This is a genomic window from Sediminibacillus albus, assembly GCF_900101125.1.
Taxonomy (GTDB): domain Bacteria; phylum Bacillota; class Bacilli; order Bacillales; family Amphibacillaceae; genus Sediminibacillus; species Sediminibacillus albus.
In genome coordinates, this window is the sequence record NZ_FNFL01000001.1 from 344,717 (window position 1) to 370,408 (window position 25,692).

23 protein-coding genes are annotated in these 25,692 nt (G+C 41.0%); all 23 read right to left on the minus strand.

Translation table 11 applies throughout. The features are described 5' to 3' along the window. Window position 1 precedes the first annotated feature (1 nt). Complete coding sequence (gene yfmH, locus BLR93_RS01805) at window positions 2-1,291, minus strand: EF-P 5-aminopentanol modification-associated protein YfmH (protein ID WP_093210625.1); 1,290 nt, start codon at window positions 1,289-1,291, stop codon at window positions 2-4. Next, window positions 1,284-2,579, minus strand: a complete 1,296-nt coding sequence (gene yfmF, locus BLR93_RS01810) for an EF-P 5-aminopentanol modification-associated protein YfmF (RefSeq protein ID WP_093210626.1) — start codon at window positions 2,577-2,579, stop codon at window positions 1,284-1,286. The genes yfmH and yfmF overlap by 8 nt, the downstream gene beginning before the upstream one ends. Before the next feature lie 135 nt (window positions 2,580-2,714). After that, window positions 2,715-3,668, minus strand: a complete 954-nt coding sequence (locus BLR93_RS01815; protein ID WP_093212290.1) for an ABC transporter permease — start codon at window positions 3,666-3,668, stop codon at window positions 2,715-2,717. Window positions 3,669-3,674: 6 nt separating this feature from the next. After that, window positions 3,675-4,721: an ABC transporter permease gene (locus BLR93_RS01820; protein ID WP_093210628.1), complete on the minus strand. Its 1,047-nt coding sequence runs from the start codon at window positions 4,719-4,721 to the stop codon at window positions 3,675-3,677. Then, window positions 4,721-6,229, minus strand: coding sequence for an ABC transporter ATP-binding protein (locus tag BLR93_RS01825; RefSeq protein WP_093212292.1), 1,509 nt, complete (start codon window positions 6,227-6,229; stop codon window positions 4,721-4,723). The genes BLR93_RS01820 and BLR93_RS01825 overlap by 1 nt, the downstream gene beginning before the upstream one ends. 238 nt (window positions 6,230-6,467) lie before the next feature. Then, complete coding sequence (locus BLR93_RS01830; protein ID WP_175559213.1) at window positions 6,468-7,601, minus strand: BMP family lipoprotein; 1,134 nt, start codon at window positions 7,599-7,601, stop codon at window positions 6,468-6,470. A 101-nt stretch (window positions 7,602-7,702) separates the two neighbouring features. Further along, window positions 7,703-8,428, minus strand: coding sequence for a GntR family transcriptional regulator (locus BLR93_RS01835; protein WP_093210632.1), 726 nt, complete (start codon window positions 8,426-8,428; stop codon window positions 7,703-7,705). 387 nt (window positions 8,429-8,815) lie between these two features. Then, complete coding sequence (locus BLR93_RS01840) at window positions 8,816-11,116, minus strand: FtsK/SpoIIIE family DNA translocase (RefSeq protein ID WP_093210634.1); 2,301 nt, start codon at window positions 11,114-11,116, stop codon at window positions 8,816-8,818. A 175-nt stretch (window positions 11,117-11,291) separates the two neighbouring features. Next, a complete protein-coding gene (locus BLR93_RS01845; RefSeq protein ID WP_093210636.1) occupies window positions 11,292-11,501 on the minus strand; it encodes a YlzJ-like family protein in 210 nt (69 codons plus the stop codon). Further along, complete coding sequence (locus BLR93_RS01850) at window positions 11,498-12,220, minus strand: ClpP family protease (RefSeq protein WP_093210638.1); 723 nt, start codon at window positions 12,218-12,220, stop codon at window positions 11,498-11,500. Before BLR93_RS01850 ends, BLR93_RS01845 begins: the two co-directional genes overlap by 4 nt. A gap of 214 nt (window positions 12,221-12,434) precedes the next feature. Then, on the minus strand, window positions 12,435-13,301 hold the full coding sequence (gene dapA / locus BLR93_RS01855) for a 4-hydroxy-tetrahydrodipicolinate synthase (RefSeq protein WP_093210640.1): 867 nt from the start codon (window positions 13,299-13,301) through the stop codon (window positions 12,435-12,437). A gap of 109 nt (window positions 13,302-13,410) precedes the next feature. Next, complete coding sequence (gene dapG, locus BLR93_RS01860) at window positions 13,411-14,634, minus strand: aspartate kinase (protein ID WP_093210642.1); 1,224 nt, start codon at window positions 14,632-14,634, stop codon at window positions 13,411-13,413. Between the two features lie 15 nt (window positions 14,635-14,649). After that, complete coding sequence (gene asd, locus BLR93_RS01865) at window positions 14,650-15,696, minus strand: aspartate-semialdehyde dehydrogenase (RefSeq protein WP_093210644.1); 1,047 nt, start codon at window positions 15,694-15,696, stop codon at window positions 14,650-14,652. Window positions 15,697-15,812: 116 nt separating this feature from the next. After that, on the minus strand, window positions 15,813-16,400 hold the full coding sequence (locus BLR93_RS01870) for a dipicolinate synthase subunit B (protein ID WP_093210646.1): 588 nt from the start codon (window positions 16,398-16,400) through the stop codon (window positions 15,813-15,815). Window position 16,401: 1 nt separating this feature from the next. Next, entirely contained in the window at window positions 16,402-17,298 is an 897-nt protein-coding gene (gene dpaA / locus BLR93_RS01875) for a dipicolinic acid synthetase subunit A (RefSeq protein ID WP_093212294.1), read from the minus strand. A 409-nt stretch (window positions 17,299-17,707) separates the two neighbouring features. Then, on the minus strand, window positions 17,708-17,938 hold the full coding sequence (locus BLR93_RS01880) for a YlmC/YmxH family sporulation protein (RefSeq protein ID WP_093210648.1): 231 nt from the start codon (window positions 17,936-17,938) through the stop codon (window positions 17,708-17,710). A gap of 126 nt (window positions 17,939-18,064) precedes the next feature. Further along, the gene (locus BLR93_RS01885; RefSeq protein WP_093210650.1) at window positions 18,065-19,276 is read right to left on the minus strand and encodes a M16 family metallopeptidase; all 1,212 of its coding nucleotides are present in this window, start codon (window positions 19,274-19,276) and stop codon (window positions 18,065-18,067) included. 38 nt (window positions 19,277-19,314) lie between these two features. Further along, entirely contained in the window at window positions 19,315-20,262 is a 948-nt protein-coding gene (locus BLR93_RS01890) for a polysaccharide deacetylase family protein (RefSeq protein WP_093210652.1), read from the minus strand. A 219-nt stretch (window positions 20,263-20,481) separates the two neighbouring features. Then, window positions 20,482-22,590 (minus strand): polyribonucleotide nucleotidyltransferase, encoded by a 2,109-nt coding sequence (gene pnp / locus BLR93_RS01895; RefSeq protein WP_093210654.1) that lies wholly within the window; start codon window positions 22,588-22,590, stop codon window positions 20,482-20,484. Between the two features lie 337 nt (window positions 22,591-22,927). Continuing rightward, on the minus strand, window positions 22,928-23,197 hold the full coding sequence (gene rpsO / locus BLR93_RS01900) for a 30S ribosomal protein S15 (RefSeq protein WP_093210656.1): 270 nt from the start codon (window positions 23,195-23,197) through the stop codon (window positions 22,928-22,930). A 124-nt stretch (window positions 23,198-23,321) separates the two neighbouring features. Beyond that, entirely contained in the window at window positions 23,322-24,263 is a 942-nt protein-coding gene (locus BLR93_RS01905; RefSeq protein ID WP_093210658.1) for a bifunctional riboflavin kinase/FAD synthetase, read from the minus strand. Window positions 24,264-24,281: 18 nt separating this feature from the next. Continuing rightward, window positions 24,282-25,190, minus strand: coding sequence for a tRNA pseudouridine(55) synthase TruB (truB, locus tag BLR93_RS01910; protein WP_093210660.1), 909 nt, complete (start codon window positions 25,188-25,190; stop codon window positions 24,282-24,284). A 127-nt stretch (window positions 25,191-25,317) separates the two neighbouring features. After that, window positions 25,318-25,668 carry a 30S ribosome-binding factor RbfA gene (rbfA, locus tag BLR93_RS01915; RefSeq protein ID WP_093210662.1) on the minus strand — a complete coding sequence of 117 codons (351 nt, stop codon included), beginning with the start codon at window positions 25,666-25,668 and terminating at the stop codon, window positions 25,318-25,320. Window positions 25,669-25,692 lie beyond the last annotated feature (24 nt).

The window sequence follows — 25,692 nt, forward strand, 5'->3', positions numbered from 1 at the left end:
ATTATCCTTTTGATGGAATAACCTGACAAACGGATATTCGGTCTTCTTTTATCCAGTTTTTCAAAAATTCATTTGCTTCTTCAACGGTTAAAGCTTCAATAGCCGGCAGAACCTTAAATAAATCAATTCCAAGCAAATGATAGTGAATAAACTGATTGGAAACAAACTCCAATGAATTCATAGCCCGTAAGAACTGGCCGATTTTCTTTCTTTTCATAGTCATAAATTCATCTTCGTTTAATCGGTTCTCTTGCAGAGAAAGCAGCATTCCTTTAACTTTTTCAGCCAATTGCTCAGGTTTGGAAGTATTGCCCCCTATGATGGAAAAACCGAAGTTTCTTTCAATATTGGTTTCAAACTGAAAGCTGTTATCGATTAAATCCTGTTCATAAAGCTCCTGATAATACTCCCCGCTTCTGGAGAAATAATAATCGAGCAGCATTTCGGTCAGTAATTCTGATCTTAAAAAGTCATCATTCGAACGTCTGTCCACTTTTTCCTTTATTCCAACCATGCATTTAGAAATAGAGACAGGCATCTCGATGACCTTCTGCTTTTCTGCTACCTCGTCTGGTTCTTCAGGAAAGCTGCGTTCGATTTCTTGCGGTGGAGCGAATTCCTTGCTCTCCTGATTGGCTATGATTAATTCCATCAATTCCTCAGCATCAAAATTGCCCGCTAAGAAAAATGTCATATTGGATGGATGGTAAAAAGTGTTATAGCATGTGTAAAGGTCATCTTTAGTTATTTTTTGAATAGAGTCCACTGTTCCAGCAATATCGACTTGGACAGGATGGCTTTCATACAAGCTTTGGATAGTCCCGAAAAAAGACCGCCAATCCGGTTGATCGTTATACATTTCAATTTCCTGTCCGATAATCCCTTTTTCCTTTTCTACGGATTGTTCGGAAAAGTAAGGATCCTGTACGAAATTCAATAAAGTCTTTACATTCTCTTTGATATTATTTGTTGCTGAAAAGAGATAAGCGGTTTTGGTAAAAGATGTGAAAGCATTGGCAGAAGCGCCTTGTTTCGTAAAGTCTTGAAAAACATCTCTATCTTCTTTTTCAAACAATTTATGCTCCAGAAAATGAGCAATTCCATCTGGTACTGTTTGAAGCGCATCGTCTCCAAGCGGGACAAAGGATTGGTCGATTGAACCGTAGTCAGTAGAGAAAATCCCGAACGTTTTAGCCATTTCCGGTTTTGGCAAGAGAAAAACGTGCAAACCATTAGCTAGCTTTTCGGAATATAAAGTTTCTTTTAATTGCTCATAGGTTGTTTTATTCATGGCCGCTCCCCCCTTTACTAGTTAAAAAGTAGACGGTGTCCAATTCTATTTTTTGTCCGACGTCGAGAACATCCTGCCTGGTAACCTGTTTCACCTTTTCTATCATTTGGGCTGGAGTAATTTTCTTTCCTGATAAGGCTTGATGATATAAAATTTCTATCAATCCTTGAGGATGGTCCATCGTCTCAAGCAACTGGTTTACGACAAGGTCTTTCGTGTCATTCAGCTGCTCATCAGAGAAATCTCCTTGCTTCATCAAAGCCATTTGTTCATTAATAATATCCTTCGCTTGTTGGTAGTCTTTAGGCGCAATTCCACTGAAGACGAGCAACAACCCTTTATGGCTTTCGAATCGGGATGCTGCATAGTAAGCTAAGCTGTGCTTCTCCCTGACATTCATAAACAGCTTGGAACTCGGAAACCCGCCGAAAATTCCGTTAAAAACCTGTAATGCAAAATAACCCGGTTCATTAAATGAAGTGTTCGTGCGGTAACCAAGATGCAGCTTAGCTTGCTGCACATTTTGTTCTTCGGTAATCGTCCGGACCTCATTCACCGGTTGATGAACAATATCCGCTTTATCGACTTGTTCTGTCTCTGACTCACTTTTGGCAGAAAAATGGGTTTCAATTAGCTTTTCAACGTCTTTCCCTTCGAAATCTCCAAGAACATACACATCCATTTGATCTTCAATAAGCAGCTTCTGGAAATATTCATATAAAGAAAATTCATCAATCTCAGGTAAATCTTCTGAATATCCGTGAACATGCAGGCGGTATGGTTCTTCCGGACACATCTCGTCGATCAGGCGCATATTTGCATAACTCATCTTATCATCAATAATGGAGTCTATTTTTTGCTGTAGAGTATACTTTTCCCTTTTTACAACTTTAGGATCAAATCCATCATTCATGGAGCGAGGATCAAAAAGAATACTGCTCAACATCTCGACTGCACGTTCCAGGATTTGTTCTTCTGAAGATAAGTATGCTTCATTTGCTGTTTCCAGCCGCAAAGTTATGATATGGTTTTCACCCTTTTTAGCACCATCAACACCCAAGACAGCTCCATACAAATCATCAAGTGCCGTACGAAGCTTTCTGGCGCTGGGGAACTTATTTGTTCCCTGCTGCATGATATATGGCAACAATGCCCGCTTGGTAATCGTACTCCGTTCTAACGGAGCTTTTAACTTAACAATTACATTCACTGTTTTATATTTTTTGCTTTGAATGACATGCAAGTTGTAACCTTGTTTACTAATTAACTGTTCTTCAATGGCATCCATCTGCTTTCCTCCCTTATCAATATATATGCATAGCATTTGAATATTTCCTAAAACTATCCTCGTATGTATGTTTCCCCCGTTCATATTCATATTAACGAAAAACAAACCCGGTAACAAATACCAGGTTTGTAAATCTTAACGGCTTCCTTTTATATATGGTTCCCCATTGGCTTTTGGAGCTTCTGCCCGGCCAATGAAGCCGGCCAAGGCCAGAATCGTAAGTACATATGGTGCGATCAATAAATAAATTTGCGGAATGTCTTCCAGCAATGGTATGCCAGCACTTATGACACTTAAGCTTTGTGCAAAGCCAAAGAACAAGGCTGCCCCCATGGCCCCTAACGGATGCCATTTACCAAAGATAACTGCTGCCAATGACATAAAACCTTGCCCGACGATGGTTGATTGCGAAAAGTTCATAGCAATCGTCAGGGCAAATACAGAACCGCCGATTCCTCCCATAGCTCCAGAAATCATAACAGCTATATAACGCATGGCGTAAACATTTATACCGTTTGTATCAGCTGCCATCGGGTGCTCTCCTACAGAGCGTAAGCGCAGTCCAAATGGTGTCTTATATAAAATAAACCAGGCAATAAATGCGATGAAAATCGCTAAATAGGAAGTCATGTACATATCTTGGAAAAACAATGGTCCAAGTATCGGTACATCGCTTAAAAAAGGAATATCTAACGAATAAAAAGGCTGTGATACCATATCTGTCTGGCCTTTGCCATACCATTGCTTCGTTAAAAATACACCTAAACCTAAAGCTAAAAAGTTGATAGCAACCCCGCTGACTACCTGGTCCGCCCTGAAAGAAACAGAAGCGACCGCATGGATAATCGAAAAAATCGACGAAACGACCATAGCTGCCAATATTGATAACCAAGGGGTCGCAGCTCCAAACACATCAGCGAAAGTTAAATTGAAAACAATTCCTACGAAGGCCCCCATTACCATCAAGCCTTCCAAGCCAATGTTTACTACCCCTGAACGTTCACTAAAAACCCCGCCAAGAGCAGTAAAAATTAAAGGAGCAGAGAAAAACAGCGCAGTTGGGATGATCGATTGAATAATGTCTAGAATACCCACTTATTTCCCCTCCTTTTTAAGCCTTAATAATGCCCAGCGAATAATATAGCTTGAGGCAACAAAGAAGATAATCAATGCTATTACAATTTCCACAAGCTCTGAAGGTACGTCTGCTTCAGTTGGCATATTTAATGCGCCGATTTTTAATGTGCCAAATAATATTGCCGATAAAACGACTCCAAGGGCATGATTCCCCCCTAATAAAGCAACAGCAATTCCGTCAAAACCTAAATTTGTAAATGCTGAGTGCGTAGGCATGTAGCCAAATGTACCAAGCCCTTCCATTGCTCCTCCCAATCCAGCAAAAGCTCCTGAAATGACCATGGCAAGGATGATGTTTTTCCCGACATTCATGCCTGCGTACTCCGATGCATGCTTATTGAAACCGACAGAGCGCAGCTCAAAGCCGGCTGTAGTTTTTTCTAATAAAAACCACATAACAACCGCGGCAAATAACGCAACTAATATCCCGTAATGGAGCCTTGAGTAACTCGTCCATTCCATTAGCCAAGACGATGCCAATGAAGCAGAATCCGTTATTTTATCCGATGTATCTTTATTTTCGCTTAAAACTGTACGGATAAGAGTATTGGAAACGTGCAGTGCAATATAATTCATCATAATTGTAATGATAACTTCGTGCACTCCCAGTTTGGCTTTGAGCAATCCAGGCAGGAATCCCCATAATGCTCCAGCCAATGCTGCTGCTATTAAAGCAAGTGGAAGATGGATAATCATTGGTCCATCAAATGAAGCCCCTACCCAGACAGAAGCTAACCAGCCAACAATGACTTGTCCTTCAGCACCAATATTGAATAACCCGCTCCGGAAAGCAAACGCTACTGCTAAACCTGTAAAAATATATGGAGTAACCTGGCGAATCGTTTCTCCAAAGAAGTAAGTATCTCCGAAAGAACCATTCCAAAGGGCCTGATAACCAGCAACAGGATTATAGCCAAAGGAAATCATGATCACCGCACCGGCCAAAAGCCCTAAAACAACAGAGATAACCGGGATAAGAATATTAAACAAACGATTGGAAAACATCAGCGTCCACCTTCTTTCTCTAACTTGCTGCCAGCCATCAGAAGGCCCAATTCTTGTTCGTTTGTTTCTTCCGGTGTAACGTTCGCCACAATCTTCCCATCAAACATTACTGCAATTCGGTCGCTTACATTCAAGACCTCGTCCAACTCGAAGGACAACAATAGGACGGCCCGCCCTTTATCTCGTTCTTCAATCAATTTTTTATGGATAAATTCAATAGCCCCGACATCCAGTCCGCGAGTAGGCTGTGCCGCTATTAACAAGTCAGGGGACCTGTCCACTTCACGCCCGATAATTGCTTTTTGCTGATTGCCACCTGACAATGCCCGTGCCTTCGTAAATGCACTTGGAGTTCTTACATCATACTCTTTAATCAGCCTTTTGGCATGCTCATAAATGTTTTTATATGACAGCATGCTTTTTTTAGCAAATGGTGCTTTATGATAGGTTTGTAAAACCATATTTTCACCCACCGGAAAGTCCAGAACCAAACCGAATTTATGCCGGTCTTGCGGTATGTGAGCTACACCTGACTCTGTTACTTTTCTAGGAGGCAAATTCGTTATGTCTTTGCCATTAAGGGTAATAGTACCAGCCTCTGTCTTTCGCAAGCCTGTAATCGCTTCGATTAACTCAGACTGGCCGTTCCCATCGACACCGGCCAAGCCGACTATTTCTCCCGCTCTCACTTCTAAATCAAGCCCTTTTACCATTTCTACTTTGCGGCTGTCTTTCGCCCGCAAGCCTTTAATGGAAAGAATGCTTTCTTTAGGATTGGCAGCAGTCTTTTCTGTTTTAAAACTGATTTCTCTGCCTACCATTAAAGATGCGAGTTCATCAGGGCTGCTATCCTTAACAGTAACTGTTCCAATGCCTTGACCTTTTCGGACAACCGTACACCTATCACAAACCTCCATGATTTCTTTCAGTTTATGGGTAATCAGGATAATCGATTTTCCTTCTTTGATTAACGAATTCATTATATCAATTAGTTCTTTAATTTCCTGAGGTGTCAGTACTGCTGTTGGTTCGTCCAGTATTAAAACATCGGCTCCCCGATAGAGAGTTTTCAGGATTTCAACACGTTGCTGCATGCCGACAGATATATCCTGAATTTTAGCAGACGGGTCAACTTTTAAACCGTAACGGTCTGAAAGAGCTGCCACTTCTTTTTCTGCCGTTTTAATATCAATGGTGCCGCCTTTTTTGGGTTCACTGCCTAAAATAATATTTTGGGTCACTGTAAAAGTATCGACAAGCATAAAATGCTGATGAACCATTCCAATCCCTAATCTATTGGCAATATTCGGATCAGTTATATTGACTTTTTCACCTTTAACTTTTATCTCTCCGTTTTCCGGCTGATACAGCCCAAACAATACATTCATCAGCGTCGATTTTCCTGCACCGTTCTCACCAAGCAAAGCGTGAATCTCGCCTTGCTTCACTTGAAGCGTAATATTGTCATTCGCAACAATACCAGGGAACTCTTTGCGGATGTTTAACATTTCAACAACATAATTCTCCAAAACGTTCACTCCCTAAGCACTCATAAGATCACTGAATGGATGACTATTATTCTCTTATGCTAATGAAATAGAATAGCATAAATATAGTAAAACCTAGTTTCTAACTAAAAGAATTGCGCAAAACGCGAATTGGATATACAGGAAGGATAGTGGTTCTTAAAGTTTTTTGATTATGTAGGGGAAAAAGGCTAGATTGTCTAGCCTTTTTCTTGATTAATTAAAGAGTATTTAAGTACTCATCAAGCTCGTCTTCTGTGCTCGGCACTTCAACTTCGCCATCGATTATCTTTTGCTTCCAGTTTTCTACTTCTTTCACGATGTCGTCTGTCATTGCATCTTCATTCGTTTTAGCTACAGAAACACCATCATCTTCAAGTCCGAATTCCAATACTTCCCCTCCTGGAAACTCACCGCTCTGCGATAAGGCAGCAACTTCCTGGACAGCGATATCTACACGTTTAACCATTGAAGTCAACGTCACATTATTATCACCGATTGCTCCTTCTTCATGCTGGTCACGGTCGACTCCGATTACCCATACATTGCTGGAAGGATCATTTTTCTTAATATCCTTCGCCTGGGCAAATACTCCGTTTCCAGTTGCTCCTGAAGCATGATAGATAACATCTACGCCTCCGCTATACATATTTGATGCAATTACTTTTCCTTTATCCGCAGCACCAAAAGATTCTGCATACTGCACATTTACTTCTATGTCTGGATTAACGGATGCTACTCCAGCCCTAAAGCCAGATTCAAATTTTTTGATTAGCTCACTGTTTTCTCCACCTACGAAACCGACTTTATTCGATTCCGTTTTCATTGCTGCAGCTACACCTACCAAGAATGAACCCTGGTGTTCTTTGAATGTAATATTGGCAATATTTTCTGCTTCAGCTACTGCATCTACAAGAGCAAAGTCTGTCTCCGGATTTTGTTCAGCAACTGTGTTTAAAGATTCAGTCAATTTAAATCCGATACCAAAAATCAGGTTGTAATCTTCTCGTACTAATCGGTTTAGGTTAGGCATATAGTCAGCATCATTTTCTGATTGAGCATAATCGATGCCTTCCCCTTGAGCTAAGCCATTCTCCTCCCCAAATGCTTGTAACCCTTCCCAAGCTGACTGGTTAAAAGATTTATCATCGACACCGCCAATGTCTGTTACCATGGCAGCGCTGAAATCAGAATCTGCTGCTTCTCCAGAATCTTCTTTATTTGTATCAGATCCTGACGAGTCATCTCCTGCATTTCCTTCGCTTCCTTCCTCGCCGGAAGAGCCACAAGCGCCTAAAACCAACCCTACAGTTAACAGCAAAGCAAACAATAATAGCAAACGATTCTTTTTCAAAATTACTACCCCCATATAAAATGATAAATTTAAAATGTACTGCAGAATCTTACCTGATTAATTATGTATCGATCACCCCCTAAAATCGTTTCGGCTGGCTATCAAATCCTTTTTCTAACGACATAGAAGCTAAAGGTATCCGCCCGGAAGTAGTTGGACGAGTACAAAATAGGTTCGTCGTTTTCTGTATAATGCATTTGCTTCAACAATAATAAGGGCTGGTCGGGCTGGCAGTTAAGCACTGGTGAAATGGTCTCGTGGTAGCCAACTGGTTCAATAAATGTAACTGCATAACTGACATGCTTGCTCCCGTATTCTTCCAACACTTGAAAAATAGAATCCTGGTTATGTACTTTTTCTAAGGGGATTAACTCTTTCAGGATTTTATCTATACAGTAAACCACCGGCTCCCCGTCAGCAGTTCTAACCCTTTCAATTTTTGCGAGTGTATCAATTTGAGAAGGCAGAAATCTTTTCTGGTCATCCTTGGATGCTTCTACTAATTCTGTAGATAAATACTGGGACCCAGGCGTTTTACCAGAGCGGATGATCATGTCTGTCACACTGTTTAGATGTTCTATTCCCGAAGAGTAAATGGGTTTAGGGTTAACGAAAGTTCCAACACCGTGCCTTCTTGTAACTACATTGTCTTCTTCCAATAATCGAAGAGCCTCACGCAGCGTTGCCCTTGAAACACCCAGGCGTTTTGACAGCTCGAATTCTGAAGGGAGTTTTTCTTTTTCTTTATATTTTCCGTTTTCAATATCCCGTTTCAACTGGTCGATTACTTGAAGGTATAGTTGGCGAGCATCTGCTTTGATTGACATAAAACTACCCCCGAAGCTATTTGGTTTGGTTTGCCTAGGTCAGAGTCCTTATTTCCCATTATCAAAAAAGGTAGGAAGAAAAGAACAGACATCTGACGTGTGGGGCTTTACCGAAACAAATATACCACTTTTGATCTAGTAAATAAACAGTAATAGGAGAAAAAACTACATAATATTTCAGTTTTATAGAAATTTTATCAAATCTATTAATTTTCTTACATTTTAAATCAAACTTTTAACTGTTTTAAAAGCATTTTTATAAAAAAAATACATATTAATCCATATCTACTATTTATTTTCAAATGGATATAAAAATAAAAAAAGTCCTTTAGAATTAGATGAGGATGATCCATCTAAATTCTTAAGGACTTTATAAAGAAAAGCAGATTAAGATGTTTTCTCTTCGCTTTGCTCTGAAATTAATACTGTCCTAGGCTTACTGCCTTCATATGGGCCGACAATTCCCCTTGCTTCCATGGCATCGATCAATCTTGCGGCTCGAGTATAACCAATCCTGAACCTGCGTTGCAGCATCGATACGCTGGCGCTTTGCATTTCTAAGATCATTTGGACGGCATCGTCAAAGAGTTCATCATCTACCTCTTCCACAACCTCTGATTCCTCATCGGGGATCATTTCTTCCTGGTATTGTGCTTTTTGCTGGTCAATACAATGGTCGACAATCCGTTCCACTTCTTCGTCAGATAAAAAAGCGCCCTGGATTCTCGTAGGTTTGGAGGAGCCAACCGGAATAAACAGCATATCTCCCCTCCCCAGCAATTTTTCCGCGCCGCCCGAATCAAGGATAGTCCGGGAATCGGTCGCAGAAGATACACTAAATGCTATCCTGGAAGGGATATTTGCCTTAATGACTCCTGTAATGACATCCACAGATGGACGCTGTGTGGCTATGATAAGATGGATTCCTGCAGCACGGGCCATTTGCGCAAGCCGGGTAATCGCATCCTCAACATCATTGGATGCTACCATCATTAGGTCAGCAAGCTCATCAACTAAAACAACAATATAAGGAAGCTGCGGCTGGTTATCCCCGTCTTCCTGATTATGTTTTTTGATATATTCATTATAACCCTCAATGTTTCTAGTACCTGTATCTGAAAACAATTCATATCGCCGTTCCATTTCTGATACTACTTTTTTAAGTGCACGCGAGGCTTTTTTAGGATCAGTTACAACAGGCGAGAGTAAATGCGGAACACCGTTATACACATTTAGCTCTACTTTTTTAGGGTCTATCATCATCATTTTCACTTCGTGCGGTTTAGCTCTCATCAGGATGCTGGTTATTATCCCGTTAATGCAAACACTTTTACCGCTTCCGGTAGCACCAGCGACCAGCAAATGCGGCATTTTGTTTAATTCAGCCATTACTGCGTCTCCTGAAATATCTCTGCCTAAAACAAACGAGAGCTTGGACCCTTGCTGTGCTTGTTTTGTTTCTAGTACTTCTCTCAAGGATACGGTGGCAACCTCCGTATTAGGAACTTCTATTCCGACAGCAGACTTACCAGGAATCGGTGCTTCAATTCGGATATCTTTAGCAGCTAATGCCAAGGCTAAATCGTCATGCAGATTAACTATTTTACTTACCTTCACACCTACATCTGGATAAACTTCATACTTAGTAACAGCCGGTCCAACATGAACTTTGGTTACTTTTGCTTTTACGCCGAAGCTGTGAAAGGTTTTTTCCAGTTTGCGTACGATAGCTTGAATTTGAGACCTTTCCTGCTGTTGGGTATTATGTTCCGGCTCTATGAGCAATTCCATAGAAGGTAACTTGTAATCAACATTTTCAACTTCCGTCATTGGAAGCGATTCGGCTATCTCCTCATCTCCTGATTTAGCGGCTTCCTTACTAGTTTCCTCTGTTTTTTCATGCTTTTCCTGTTGATTTGATTGTAAATCAACAGAATAGGCGATATCTGTGAAATCTTGGATTAATGGCTCCTCTACCGTGCTTTCCATAGTATCGCTCGTATCAGATAAGCCATGCTCTTCATCTGTGTTGCTTTTCTTGCGTGTTTTTGCCGAATGTTTTTTGGTTTTCTTCATTTGCTTTAATTGTTTCTGGAAAAAACTGCGGCAGCTATTCCAAGCTTTTTCAAGGACATCACCGATAGAAATCTCCGTCAAAAACAGAGCCCCTATGAGGATGGAAAAAACAGCTACTATCTTAGCTCCTGCCGAAGAAAATAAATAATAGCAGAATGCAAACAGAAAGGATCCAAACATTCCGCCCCCTAAATTAGCGGCAGGCACTTCTCCCCCCATATAAGCAAAAATATTGTCCCATGTTGTCATAATGATCGAAGAACTGATGGAATCACTCAATACTTCTTCAAATGTTTGGATATGAGTAACCAGAAGGATCCCTGAGAAAATTATATAGAAACCAATTAAGCGTTTATGCAGCAGATATGGCACATGCCGCTTGATCATTAAGTATAACCCTGTCCCTAAAAGAAACAATGACGCTGCAAAATACCAAATTCCAAAGAAAAAACGGAAGATATTCTCTAAACCAGCAGGGATCGCCCCATCGCTAATCGCACTTGCTCCGCTGCCTAACACAGCAAGAAATACCAATAAGATGCCAATTAGTTCGTACTTTACCTGCTTTTTAAGCTGGTGTTGTTTTTTTCTGTTCTTCTTCTTCTTTGCCATAACTTTCACCTCTGTACTAGTGGCCGTCTTAACCTGTATAACACGAAGAGATAAACCCTTGCCTTTTGGGTGACAAGGGTTTATCCACTGGTTATTTAGCAAGATTACCCACAAATCTATCTATTTTCATTATAGCACAGAGCTCGGCCTGTTTGAGGAGAAGACACTAATTTTACTAATTAGAAATAACAGAACCAGGGGTGAATGAAGCATCTAAATAATCCTGTGGATCAGTAGACATCAATTGCAATATGCGGTAAGTCCCTTCTGCAGTTCTTTCTGCATGCACTAAACGCCCATGGACATTCATGAACTGCCGGTTATTAAAAGCTTCTGGGTCTGTTCCAAAAATATCTACTTCGCTGAGAGGTGTGTATAAAATCATTGCAGCATATCTCCTGCTTGTTTCTTTTGTTCAATCAACTCATTCAGTTTGCTCATCGCTTCATTAACTCCTCCTATGCCATCGATTAAACCATGTTCAACGGCATCTGCACCGACGACGTTCGTTCCGATGTCTCTAGTTAAATTTCCCTTGGCAAACATTAAGTCCTTAAAAGTTTCTTCATCTATTTTTGAATGGGACATCACAAAATTGATCACTCGGTCCTGCATTTTATCCAGATACTCAAAAGTTTGTGGCACCCCGATTACCAGCCCGGTCAGCCTGATGGGATGAATGGTCATCGTTGCCGTCGGTACAATATAGGAATAATCGGTGGATACGGCAATCGGTACACCTATCGAATGACCGCCGCCTAGGACGATAGATACAGTTGGTTTAGATAGAGAAGCAATCATTTCCGAAAGCGCTAATCCTGCTTCAACATCGCCGCCTACCGTGTTAAGTAATACAATTAACCCTTCAATCTTCGGGTTTTGTTCTATCGCCACGATTTGGGGGATGAGATGCTCATACTTGGTTGTCTTGTTTTGTGGAGGAAGTTGGACATGGCCCTCAACTTGCCCGATAATCGGCAAGACATGAATATTTGAATCTGGCGCTTGCGGGACCGTCGACTGCCCCAGCTGCTGGATTTTTTGGACAAGTGCTGACGGGTTGGTTTGATCCTGGTTGTCCTGTTTTGTCTTATCTTTTCCCATAACTATATTACACGCTCCTTCTTGAAAACATATTACTAGTATGGTCAGCTGGCGAACATACATACAAGAACCTGGAGTGGCTTTTTTTGCTAAATATTGTTGCTTTTACTGCTGGCTAAACAAATCTTGATAATTAAATTTTTTACAAATTTTACATACAAAAAAACGAGCTTGGTTTCAAGCTCGTTTTGCTGGCCCTCATTGGGTTGCTTCTTTAATTGGATAACAATTGTGTCAGTATATTTCTTTCCTCCGAACTTAACGGTACCAACGGAAGCCTTACACCGCCAACATCCATTCCTTTTATCTGCAGTGCTGTTTTTACAGGGGCAGGAGAAGGAGCCATGAATAATGCCTTCATGAGCGGTAACATCTGCCTGTGCAGCTGGGCAGCTTTTTTCACCTCACCCTTGTGGTAAGCTTCCAGCATTTCCTGCATTTCTTTACCGATGATATGGGAAGAAACAGAGATAATTCCATTGCCACCAACAGAAGTGATCGGCAAAGTTAAACTGTCGTCGCCGCTATAAACGGAGAAATCATCACTAGTATTTTCAATAATATAAGAAATAGCATCCAAATCACCCGTCGACTCTTTAACCGAGACAATGTTTGGTATCTTGGACAGCTCAATCACCGTTTCCGGTTCCATTCGAACAACTGAACGGCCGGGGATATTATACAATACAATTGGGAGCGCAGTCTCCTTGGCGATAGCAGCGAAATGCTCATATAAACCTTTTTGGTTCGGTTTATTATAATAAGGGGTCACCAACAACAATCCATCAATTCCTGTGGTCTCCGCTTTTTTAGTGAATTCAATTGTTGAATACGTGTTATTACTGCCAGTACCAGCAATAACGGGAATTCGGTTATTAACTGTTTTAACCACATGGGAATACAAGGCAAGTTTTTCCTCAGGCGTCAATGTCGGTGATTCCCCTGTCGTTCCTGTTACGACGAGGCCGTCTGTGCCGTTACTTATCAAGTAATTCACCAATTCAGTTGTCTTTTCTAGGTCGATATTCCCCCGATTATCAAAGGGGGTAACCATTGCTGTAAGTACTCTGCCGAAATTCATGGCGATCACGGTCTCCTTTCATCTTTCACTCCACTATTCCATGTTTATTAGTTAAGTGTAGCAGGCGGAACAAGTCCCACCTGCTTTTTTGCTGCATTTAGTAAATGATTTATCCTTCCTGAATATCTAACTCGAAGGTATTATGAAGTGCATTAACCGCTGAAATCAAATCTTCCTGATGGATAAGAACCCATATTGTTGTATGGCTGTCTGCTGACTGAAGAATGTGTACGCCGGCGTCGGTCAATGTCTGCACAATTTTCGCGGTAACCCCAGGCACTCCCGTCATTCCTGCGCCCACTAGGGATACTTTGGCGCAGTTTTTCGTTAAAATAGGCTGATAATCCAGATTTTCCAATAAATCGGCAGCTTCATTAGTAAACCGCTCTGGTATAGTATATACCACACCTGTCGGCGAAATATTAATAAAGTCTACAGAAATTCCGGCAGCGGCCATTGCTTTAAAAACTTCCGAATGCAAACGATATGGTTCTTTATTCGCATTCACCCGGACTTGGGTAATATCAGAAATATGAGCTATCCCTGTCACCAGGCGGTCAGGTATATCCCTTCCCTGTGAAGATCCCCTTGAGGAAGTAACCAAAGTCCCGGTTTTTTTAGAATGTGTAGACCGTACTCTAATTGGCACTTTTGCTTGCATGGCAATCTCTACGGCCCGCGGGTGAATGACTTTCGCCCCTTGATATGCTAAGTTGCATATCTCTGTATAAGTGACAACATCCAAAATCCTTGCCGATTCGACTACCCGAGGATCTGCTGTCATAATTCCTTCTACATCGGTAAAAATATCGATATATTCTGCTCCTAATGCAGCTCCCAAGGCAGCTGCTGAAGTATCGCTGCCGCCTCTGCCGATAGTAGTAACTTCTCCGTCTTCTGTTTTTCCTTGAAAACCTGCTACTACTACCACATCATGAGCCTGGAACTCATCGATTACTCTATCCACTTTCATCTCTTTAATTTTTGCTTCTGTGAAATCTTTGTTCGTAATAAATCCCGCTTGTGCGCCTGTTAAAGAAATTGTTTCCATTCCCATACCAGCTAGTTCATTGGAAAATACGACCGAAGAGATAGTTTCACCGCATGACAGCAGTAAGTCCTGCTCTCTTTTGCTAATCCTGGAATGGGGGAAATCTACCAGTTCCAATAATGCATCTGTTGAATAAGGATCAGGATATCTTCCCATAGCTGATACAACGACTACTACTTTATAACCTTCTTTTACGGCATCCTTTATATGGTCAGCGGCACTTTGCCTAGTTTCTTTACTCTGGACAGACGTACCACCGAACTTCTGAACTAATATTTTCATAAATACACCTCAAAGTTACAGCAATTTATTTTTAATAAGACTTTCTGCAATTTGCACAGAATTCCATGCTGCCCCTTTTAGTAGATTATCAGATACGACCCAAAGGTGGAAGCCTTTTGGATTATCCGGGTCCTTTCTTACTCTGCCCACAAAAACCTCACTTCTGCCAGCTGCGCTTAAAGGGGTCGGATACTGCTGATTTGATGGATCATCTTCCAATACAATACCCTCTGCCTGTGATAGCACTTGCTGTACGTCAGAAACTTGTAAATCTTCATTTTCCACCTCTATATATACACTTTCTGCGTGAGAAGTAAAGAAAGGCAGTCTTACACATGTTGCAGCAACATGCAAAGCGTCCGAGTGTAAAATCTTCTTTGTTTCATTAATCATTTTCATTTCTTCAAAGGTGTAGCCGTTATCCTGGAAGGTGTCGATTTGCGGCAAAGCATTGAATGCTATTGGGTAATGCTTCTCATCGCCCTTAACTGGAAGGATTTCCGGATTTAACTCTTCCCCGCTTAGAAAGGCCTGGGATTGCTGTCTCAATTCCTCTGAAGCGATTGTTCCTGCACCTGAAACTGCTTGATAAGTAGATACAATCACTCTTGTCATCCCAAAAGCATCTTGGATAGGCTTCAATGCAGCTACCATTTGGATAGTTGAGCAATTCGGGTTAGCAATAATCCCCTGGTGATTAGCGATATCCGCTTCATTCACTTCCGGAACGACCAGGGGAACGTCTTTATCCATTCGGAAAGCGCTGGTATTGTCAATAACTACCGCTCCTCTTTTAACCGCTTCGTGTGCCAGGCTTTTTGAGACAGAGCCTCCTGCCGAAAAGAGGGCGATTTGAATTCCTTCAAAACTTTCAGGTGTTGCTTCCTTTACTATAAGTTCTTCCCCTTTAAAAGTGATGCTCTTTCCAGCAGAACGGCTGGATGATAATAAAGTTAAACTTTCGATAGGAAAGTCTTTTTTCTCTAAAGTTTCTAGCATTTTTTCTCCTACTGCTCCGGTTGCTCCTACAACTGCAACCCGATATCCTTGCTGTTTCTCCATCTAGAAAATTCTCCTCCCTGTTTTTTAGAGTGTCTGTTATAACGAATAAATGATTTTACTCATAGTTTTTATTTTAACATACTAAAAGTTAGGAAGGTACAGAAAGGCTGTTCTTCTCATTTTCTTTCGATAATGACCGGCTGCAGCTGCTTATATTGTAAAGCACTCTCGACTGTCGTCAGTAATTGATCCATGTCAGAAACCATAGAATTAGGCTTCTTTACTGGATCATCCTGTCCATATGGAATGAAGTAAATGAGTTTACTTGCCATCAAACGCATTAAATTAACGCCGTTCAAACCTAAGGCATCATTTGTGGAGATTCCCAAAACTACCGGATTGCCATTTCTGATAGTAGCTTTTGCTGCCATTAATACCGGAGAATCTGTTAACGCGTTAGCAAGTTTACTCATCGAGTTGCCGGTTAAAGGGGCTATTACCATACAATCTAACGGTTGTTTGGGGCCCAGCGGCTCCGCTTCAGGAATGGTAGTAATAAGTTCTTTTCCTGTGATTTCTTTGATTTTATTCATATGTGCTGCTGCTTCACCAAAATGGGTGTCGGTTTTTTGGACAGTATAGGAAACAACCGGTACTACCTCAGCTTTTGCAGCAACCAGCTTTTCCATTTGCGGAAATACCGCATCGTATGTGCAATGGGATCCTGTTAATCCGAAACCAATTCTTTTTCCTTCCAATGACATGCTATTGACTCCTTTCTTCCATATACTCCGTCAAAACTTGTGTTACCACCCTGCCAAGAATTGCGCCTGCTGTTTTGGGCGCTACGATTCCGGGCAATCCAGGCGCTGGCATTGCTTTAATCCCTCTTTGTTCAGCAAACTTAAAATCTGTGCCTCCTGGCTTAGAAGCTAAATCAATGATTAAAGAATGAGATTTCATTGGTTTGATAACTTCTTTCGTAACAACGAGTGCAGGTATTGTATTTAAAAGAAAATCGCAATTTGGGGAATAGGAAGTTAAATCATTTAAATGAAATGGCGTCAAACCCATTTCCGTTATCCTGGCGAGGTCTTCCTTGTTTTTGGAACCGACAGACACACGGGCACCTAAACCTGCAAATTTGTTTGCCAGGGTAATTCCAACTCTTCCTAATCCCAACACAATTACATCAGAAGAATGGATGGTAAAATCGGTGTGTTGGATGGCCATCATAATTGTTCCTTCGACTGTTGGTATAGAATTATAAATGGCAACATCATCCCGTGCAAAAAGCGGAATTAATTTAACATCCGACTGCTCTGCCATATTATTTAAATACGGAGTGGTTATACCTGTAAATACCAGACAGCCTTTTTTAAGCTTGGAAAACCAACTTTGTGTCAATTGAATTTTTTTATCAGAAAAAACTGTTTCAATAAAGCCTTGTTGATCGGTACCAGGAACCGGAAGAATAATAGCATCCAGGCTGCTCAATTTCAGTTCTTCTATTTCGACTTGTTTGGCCCCAGTAAAGCCCTGATTAAGTTGATCAAATCCGATAATCGAAAGTTCAATTTCGGGGTTCAGGGTTAAATGTCTTATCATTTCCAAGTATCTTGCGTCACCGCCGATAACAGCGATACTTACTTTTGTATCCATTACTTCACCTCGCGTAGGGATAATCCGTCTCTTTTCATAGTATGAAATAGTAATTGGATAGTGACTGTCAAACACACAACAACCACCCAACTTAAAAGAAAAGCGAAGGGAATCTGTCAGCAGCGTAGAAACTGGAGCAACGGATTCAAGATAAAGGAAAGCCAAAAGCTGTTTTTTGCTTTTGTGCTTGACTTATTGAAGAATTAGGAGCGAAGTTTCCTAGCTGCTGATTCCCAGAGCTGGACAATAGAAAAGCGAAGGGAATCTGTCAGCAGCGTAGAAACTGGAGCAACGGATTCAAGATAAAGGAAAGGCGAAAAAAGCTTTTGAAGGTTCTCAAAGGGAATATTGGAAATAGAAAAAGGCCTATGTCAGTGGAATGACATAGACCTTTTGGAGATAGATGTATTTATGAGTCGATGATGATCATATCTTCCCCGATTTTTTTAATATCCCGCCAGCTAATCCTGACGTTTTCACCTTCTTTTTTCATACCGAACCACTTGTAGTTCGGTATTATAAAGGATTCGATTTGTCCCGTTTCTTCATTAAACTCCAGATCGGTATGCCCTAAAATGCCAAGCCTCGATCCGCTGCCAACGTCAACAATCTCCTTACCGCTAAGCTCTTTGTATCTCATATGACCACCTCATCCATTTCTCGGATACTCGCTTCTCTACTATTATATGATGGTATGTCTCAATAAATGAGTTAAGAGGCTGTACCAAGGAACGCAAAGTGATAATCAATAAACCAGGGATAATTATTAAGGAGCGATAAGGGCACTGGAATTAGCTTGCTTGAATAATGAATGAATAATATGATTTGTGGACTCATGGGAAACATTATCTATTTCATTCACCATTTCATCCAATGACCGATGCCTGTTCAATATCAATTCATTCTTTCCGTTACGGCTCATACGGCTATTCGTACTTTCTAAGCTAAGCATTAGATTACCCTTCAATTGCTCCTTGCTGTTGCGGAGTTCTTTATCGGTCAGGCCATTATGCATCAAGTTTCCAATCGTTTCTTCAATGGTTTCTTTTAATATGGACAGTTGCTCTTTGCCCGTACCTGCATAAATGGTCAATAACCCATCGTCTATAAAAGAACTGTGATAGGAAAAAACGGAGTATGCCAATCCCCGTTGCTCCCTGACCTCTTGAAAAAGTCTGGAGCTCATGCTTCCGCCTAACACATTATTCATGACAATTAAGCTGTATATGGATGAGTCATCAACAGGTAAGCCTTGATAGCCCAAGCATAAATGTGCCTGTTCTGTTTCTTTTTTTCTTTCCATATGTTTGGCTATAAAAGAAGGCTGCTTGTATGAAGCGGACGAATCATCCGTTTCATATTTGCCAAAAAGCTTCTCTACGTGTTTAAAATAACTATCATCTACATTTCCCGCGACGGAAATGACAACATTGGCAGGAGTGTAATGATGTTCTTTATATCTTCTTAAATCGTCCTGTTGAAAATTAGCCAGAGTCTCTGCTGTCCCCAGAATCGGATATGCAAGCGGGTGATTGCCGTAAGATACTTCTGACAGCATATCATGGATAATATCATCCGGAGTGTCCTCTGACATTTTTATTTCCTCTAAGACGACTTTTTTCTCCCTCTCCATCTCTTGTTTGTCAAATGTGGAATGGAAGAACATGTCCGCTAATATTTCTAACGCGTACTCTTTATGCGTATCGAGTACTTTAGCATAAAAACATGTGTATTCTTTAGAAGTAAATGCATTTACTTGTCCGCCAATTGCATCGAACTCCTCAGCAATATCTTTGGCGGTTCTGCTGGCAGTTCCTTTGAAAAACATATGCTCCAAAAAGTGGGAAATTCCATTATTGCTCTCTGTTTCATTTCGAGATCCTGTTCTGATCCAAATTCCTACTGTTACCGACCTAACTGCCGGGATATCTTCCAATACTATTCTAAGTCCATTGTCGCATGTGTATTTTTTTAACAAAACGAATCCTCCTAATTGTCCCTTTAGAAGCTAAAAGCTCATCTCTGTTCACTTAACAACCGTTCGATTGTTCCAATTTTAAAGTTCTTTTGCTTTATCAATAAAATTAATCGTTCAAGACCATTATTAATTACTTCTGTCGGATGCATTAAAATCATTGCTCCAGGGTGAATTTGGTCGCTAACGCGATTGATCATCACTTCCACAGAAGGTTTTTGCCAATCTATGGTATCTACCGACCACAGCACTGTTTCCATTTCCAATTCGGCAGCTAAATCAACCACCTTACTATTAAAGCTTCCGCTTGGAGGGGCAAACCATTTTGGCGCCTTTCCTGTAATAGCTTTAATAATGTCATTCGTTTGTTCTAATTGTTCCCTATTTTCCTCAGGAGATAAACGGCTCATATCCGGATGATTATAAGCATGATTACCGACTATATGTCCTTCCTCCTGAATCATCTGTACGATGTCTGCATTTTGGCTGGCCCATTTTCCTTCAATAAAAAAATTTGCCTTCACATTCATCTTTTTTAGCGTTTTTAACATACTCGGTATATTTTCGGTTCCCCATGCTACATTTATTAGCAAACTAACCATGTTTTTTTCTGGATGCCCTCGATATACTGGTGCAGCAGGGAGGTCATCAAATGTTATTTTAGGCGGAACTTGTTCCATGACTAACAAAGACTTATCAAATGCACCCTTCTTGCTCATTTTTTCTAAGGACTTATCAATATTAACTTTTAACCCGTTCCTGCCCGGTATTTTTTTCCATACCTTGTCGATACGGGCATCTTCAGGTTCTACTCGATTTTTTATTGCTTCTTTTTCTACCCGATTACGCAAATCATCCACATTTCCAGACACTTCTGCGTCTTCAGAAAAACTAGCCAAATAATGATATTGGAAAGGATTGGCTTTGACTGGAAAAAATGCTGCCAGTAAAAATACAAATAAAAGAAAATGTATAACTAACCGCTTCACCTTGATCCCTCCTCCATAATAGGTATGATAAACAGGGACAAGGTAGAACTTATATGGATGATCCAATCCAAAAGCTATTCTGTACACACTAGCCTTAATAGCAAAAAAAGAAACTGGGGAACCAGCTTCTTGTTTTACACTTGAACAAGTATAAAATTTTCAGATGGAAATAACCGCTGCTTTCAGATGATTCTCAGCAAACCGCTATTTCCCATCTTTTTATTTTTCGTTCTCTTGCTTTTGTTCCAGTAACACTGCTTTCCGCGATAAGTTGACTCGTCCTTGGTTATCGATTTCTTTTACTTTGACCATGATTTGGTCACCGATCGAAACGACATCTTCCACTTTACCGATTCTTTCTTCAGCAAGCTCGGAAATATGGACTAACCCATCTTTCCCTTTAAATAATTCAACAAAGGCACCAAATTTTTCGATGCGTCTCACTGTTCCAAGGTACATTTCGCCGACTTCGACCTCTTTTACCAGGTCTTCGATAATTTTCTTAGCCTTCTGGTTCATATCAGATTCGGTAGATGAAATGAATACCCGGCCATCCTGTTCAATGTCAATCTTTACACCGGTATCTTCGATTATTTTGTTAATTTGCTTACCACTCGGCCCGATGACATCGCGGATCTTATCAGGATTAATTTCCATAGTAAGAATTTTCGGTGCGTACGCGGATAATTCTTCTTTTGGTGAACCAATTGTCTCAAGCATATGGCCTAAAATATCCATACGGCCTTTCTTAGCTTGCGTCAATGCCTCTTCCAGGATTTCTCTTGATAACCCTTCAATTTTTATGTCCATTTGTAATGCAGTTACCCCATTAGCAGTACCGGCAACCTTGAAATCCATGTCACCAAGAAAGTCCTCCATGCCTTGAATATCGGTAAGGATGGAATAATCTTCCCCCTGTTTGATCAAGCCCATGGCGATACCTGCAACAGGCGCCTTAATCGGAACCCCTGCATCCATCATCGCCAGCGTACTGGCACATATACTTGCTTGGGAGGTCGAACCATTGGATTCAAGAACTTCCGAAACTAAACGAATCGTATAAGGGAATTCTTTTTCTGATGGCACTACTACTTCCAATGCTCTTTCCCCTAAAGCCCCGTGCCCTATTTCGCGGCGGCCAGGTCCTCTGATTGGTCCTGTTTCCCCTACACTATACTGCGGGAAATTGTAATGGTGCATAAAACGCTTGGACTCTTCTAAATCCAAACCATCTAGAATTTGTACGTCCCCTAAAGCTCCGAGTGTACATACACTCAATGCCTGTGTTTGTCCCCGGGTAAACAGGCCAGACCCATGAGTCCTTGGAAGTACACCGATTCGTGAAGACAACGAGCGAATTTCATCAACTTTACGGCCGTCAGGACGGATTTTTTCTTTCGTAATTAAGCGCCGTACTTCTTCTTTTACAAGTTTGTCCAAAACAGCTTTAACTTGTTTGATGGTTTCTTCGTCAGCTTCAGCTTCCTCGTAACTGGCAATTACTTCTTGTTTAGCTTCGTCAATCGCTAGTTCACGGGCATGCTTTTCCTGCACCTGAATCGCCTGGACCAATTTAGCTTTCGCTTTTTCTTCAACTTCTGCACTGAACGCTTCATCCAATTCGAACAGTTTCACTTCTTTTTTCTCTTTGCCTACTTCGGCAATTACTTTTTCCTGGAAAGCAACCAATCTTTTTATTTCTTCATGGCCAAACATAATCGCTTCCAGCATTATTTCTTCGGGCACTTCTTCAGCACCCGCTTCCACCATGTTGATGGCGTCCTTCGTTCCAGCAACTGTAAGATTAATATCACTTTTTTCTAATTGATCGACGGAAGGATTGATGATAAATTCTCCGTCTACTCTCCCTACAATCGCTCCAGCAATCGGACCGCCAAAAGGTATATCAGATACTCCCAATGCTAAAGAGGAGCCTATCATCGCTGCGACAACTGAGGAACAGTTTTGGTCTACACTCATCACAGTGCTTATAACTTGTACTTCGTTACGAAAACCGTCCGCGAATAACGGGCGAATCGGCCGGTCTATCAACCGGGACGCCAAAATCGCTTTCTCACTAGGACGGCCCTCCCGCTTGATAAAACCTCCTGGAATTTTTCCAACTGCATATAAACGCTCTTCATAATTTACAGTCAAAGGGAAAAAAGGTAAATCTTTTGGTTCATTGGATGCTGTAGCAGCTGTTAATACAGAGGTATCTCCATATTGAATCATACAAGCTCCATTGGCTTGTTTAGCTAATTCTCCGATCTCCACTGTAAAAGGCTGACCGGAAATTTCCGTAGTAAACACTTTCTTTTCTGCCATGTATTATACTCCTCTCAATAAAAATCAGACTTGCAATATGAGCAATGCGGGCTGAAACCCACAATGCAGTAATACTCGGCATGACTTACACTTCTAATTTAAGTCTTGCCGTTTGTTATGATTACATACTACTCCATAGAGAAGTGGCGTATGGGAACCTTTCTTACCTCTCGAAATATCGAAAGCAGCATCATGTTCCAAGAGACCCTTTGGATAAAAGGTTGTTCAAAGAGCAGGAAAAACCCCTGTCTCTTTAACCCTCTAGTTAAAGATTGCTCTATGTATTCGTTTTTAAGTACAGAAAAAGCGGGAATTCTCCCGCTTTCCCTGAACAAACTTAGCGACGAAGGCCAAGTCTCTTTATTAAATCGCGATAACGTGTTACGTCTTTAGCGCGAAGGTAGTTCAACAAGTTACGGCGTTTACCTACCATTTTTAATAGACCACGACGAGAGTGGTGATCTTTTTTATGAACACGCAAATGCTCATTCAAGTTAGTTATTTCTTCCGTTAGGACAGCGATTTGAACTTCTGGAGAACCAGTGTCATTATCGTGTGTTTTGAAATCATTAATGATCTCATTTTTACGTTCTTGTGTGATTGCCATCCTTTTCACCTCCTGTAAATGTAAAATCCCCAATCCCCTAGCAAGCGTCGGAGTTTCGCGTTGCCAAGCGATGGTTTCCGTATTTTAGATTAACTCTTTTGTTGATAAATTGCAAGTAATTACACTAAATCTCTTGAAGATAAGTGCGAATTTTTTGCTCATCTCTTGTCAGCTGGCTTACCAGGCTGTCTACACCATCAAATTTAAACTCTTCCCGAATGAACATCCGCCATTCAACCGTTAACTCACTGCCATATAAATCTTCTTGAAAATCAAATAAATGAACCTCAAGAGCAGGTTGATTTACTTCTTCATTGAATGTTGGTTTATACCCCAGGTTAGCCATCCCTTTGAGCAGCCTGCCCTGATATCCAACAGTGACAGCATAAACTCCCGGCTTAGGTAAAAAATAATTTTCCGACAATGACAAATTAGCTGTAGGGAATCCAATGGTCCGGCCCCTTTTATCACCTTCCACTACTTCTCCTTTGATTGTTAAAGGACGGCCTAATAAATGGTTTGCCTCTTCTACATCGCCAGATAGCAGATGTTGCCTGATCAATGTTGAACTTATTTTTTCCTGCTTGTCCCTTACTTTTTCAACCTTAGTAAACGAGAATTCACCTCTTGCATGCTCGGAAATGGTTTCCATTGACCCTTGACCTTTATGTCCATAACTAAAATCAAAACCAGCCACCAAATGCTTAATATGTAATCCGATCAGAAATTGATCGACAAATGCCTGCGGCTCCAAATTGGACAATTGTTTGTTAAATGTTATCACATACAGTCTGTCTATTCCTAATTGTGAAAGTATGTGCTTTTTTTCTTCCATTGGAGTCAGATAGCTTACATGCTGTTTGTCCTTTTTTAAAACGACGGAAGGATGAGGATGGAAGGTAATGACAGCACTCGTAAGATTTTGGCGTTTAGCCAAATCGGCTGCTGTTTTAATCACTTTCTGATGGCCCCTGTGGATTCCGTCAAAGAAGCCAATTGCCGCCACTGTTGCTGGTGTACTTGCTTTTTCTATTTGATGTGGATAGGATAGCTGGATGGTTTTCATAACAATTCACCTACTTTTTCAATCATAATGAAAGACTTTTAATGGTTTAATCATACCATGTTCAGTTGGATGGTACTGGTATATTGCCAATAATTTATCTCCTAGCTGGACCCGAAAGCTGTCACCGCTTGGAGCTTCACTGGGAATTTTAAGCTTTTGCCCATGGTATATTTTAGCAGCAATGTTTTCTTCTACATACAATACATCTAAGTGTTCGACGCCTGCCTGCAATGGAAGCAGTAAAGATAGATGGGTATTTAGTGCTCTAGCCTGTTCTACATCTTCCAGCGTATAACTGTTTTCTCTAGTAAAGGAGCCTGTTTGGGTTCTAACCAGGTCAGACATATGAGCCGGATAACCTAGCGCTGACCCAATATCGGTACATAAGGTTCTAATATAGGTCCCCTTGGAACACTCAACTTTAAACTGAAACTGCTGTGTCCCATTTTTAACCGCTTCCTCATTAGAAAGCAGTTCGATTCGAAATATACGAATGGTCCTCTCGGGCCTTTCTATGGTCAAACCTTGCCTTGCATACTCATATAATTTCCGTCCCTGAACTTTTACAGCAGAGTACATAGGGGGAGTCTGCTTAACTTCTCCATGGAATTCGGTAAGTACACTATTTATCTTTTCAATACCTACCGGTTGGTTTACAGGAACTGATTCTATGATAGCTCCATGGCTATCCTCTGTTTCGGTGGCGGCCCCTAAAGTGACTTCAGCAATATAGGTCTTTTTCGTTTCGGTAAGATAAGGTACTAACTTGGTTGCCTGTCCGATACAGATCGGCAGGACGCCTTCTACTTCTGGATCCAATGTGCCTGTATGACCAACCTTTTTTGTACCATATAAGCGCCTAAGCCTAGCCACACAGTCATGAGAAGTAAGCCCTCTTGGTTTCCATAATGGCAGTATACCATCCATTTAAATTCCCTCCACCTGTAACTTTAACAGTCTTATTAGTAGTCCTCCTCTTTTAAAACAAAGGAAAAACCCTTGTAAATTACTAACAAGGGTTTTCCGTATCCAAAGGCAGCATCAAAATACTTGCTCATTCCTCTGTATCATTGATCTGACGCAGAATATGCTCAATCCTGTTCCCTTTTTCAATTGCTTCGTCAAATTCAAAATAAAGTTCAGGAGTTTTCCTCAAACGGATCCTTTTTCCTATCTCAGACCGAATAAACCCTTTCGCTTTAGCGAGGCCGACAAGTGTATCTTGTTTTTGTTTATTTTCGCCAAGTACAGAAATAAACACTTTAGCCTGTTGCAAGTCACCTGAGACTTCCACGTCGGTTACTGTTACAAAGCCTACCCGCGGATCTTTGATCTTACGTCCAATTATATCTCCAAGTTCTTTCTTCATTTGTTCCCCTACACGATTTGCTCGTAATTCATTCATTTTCTATCACCTCTATTAATGTGG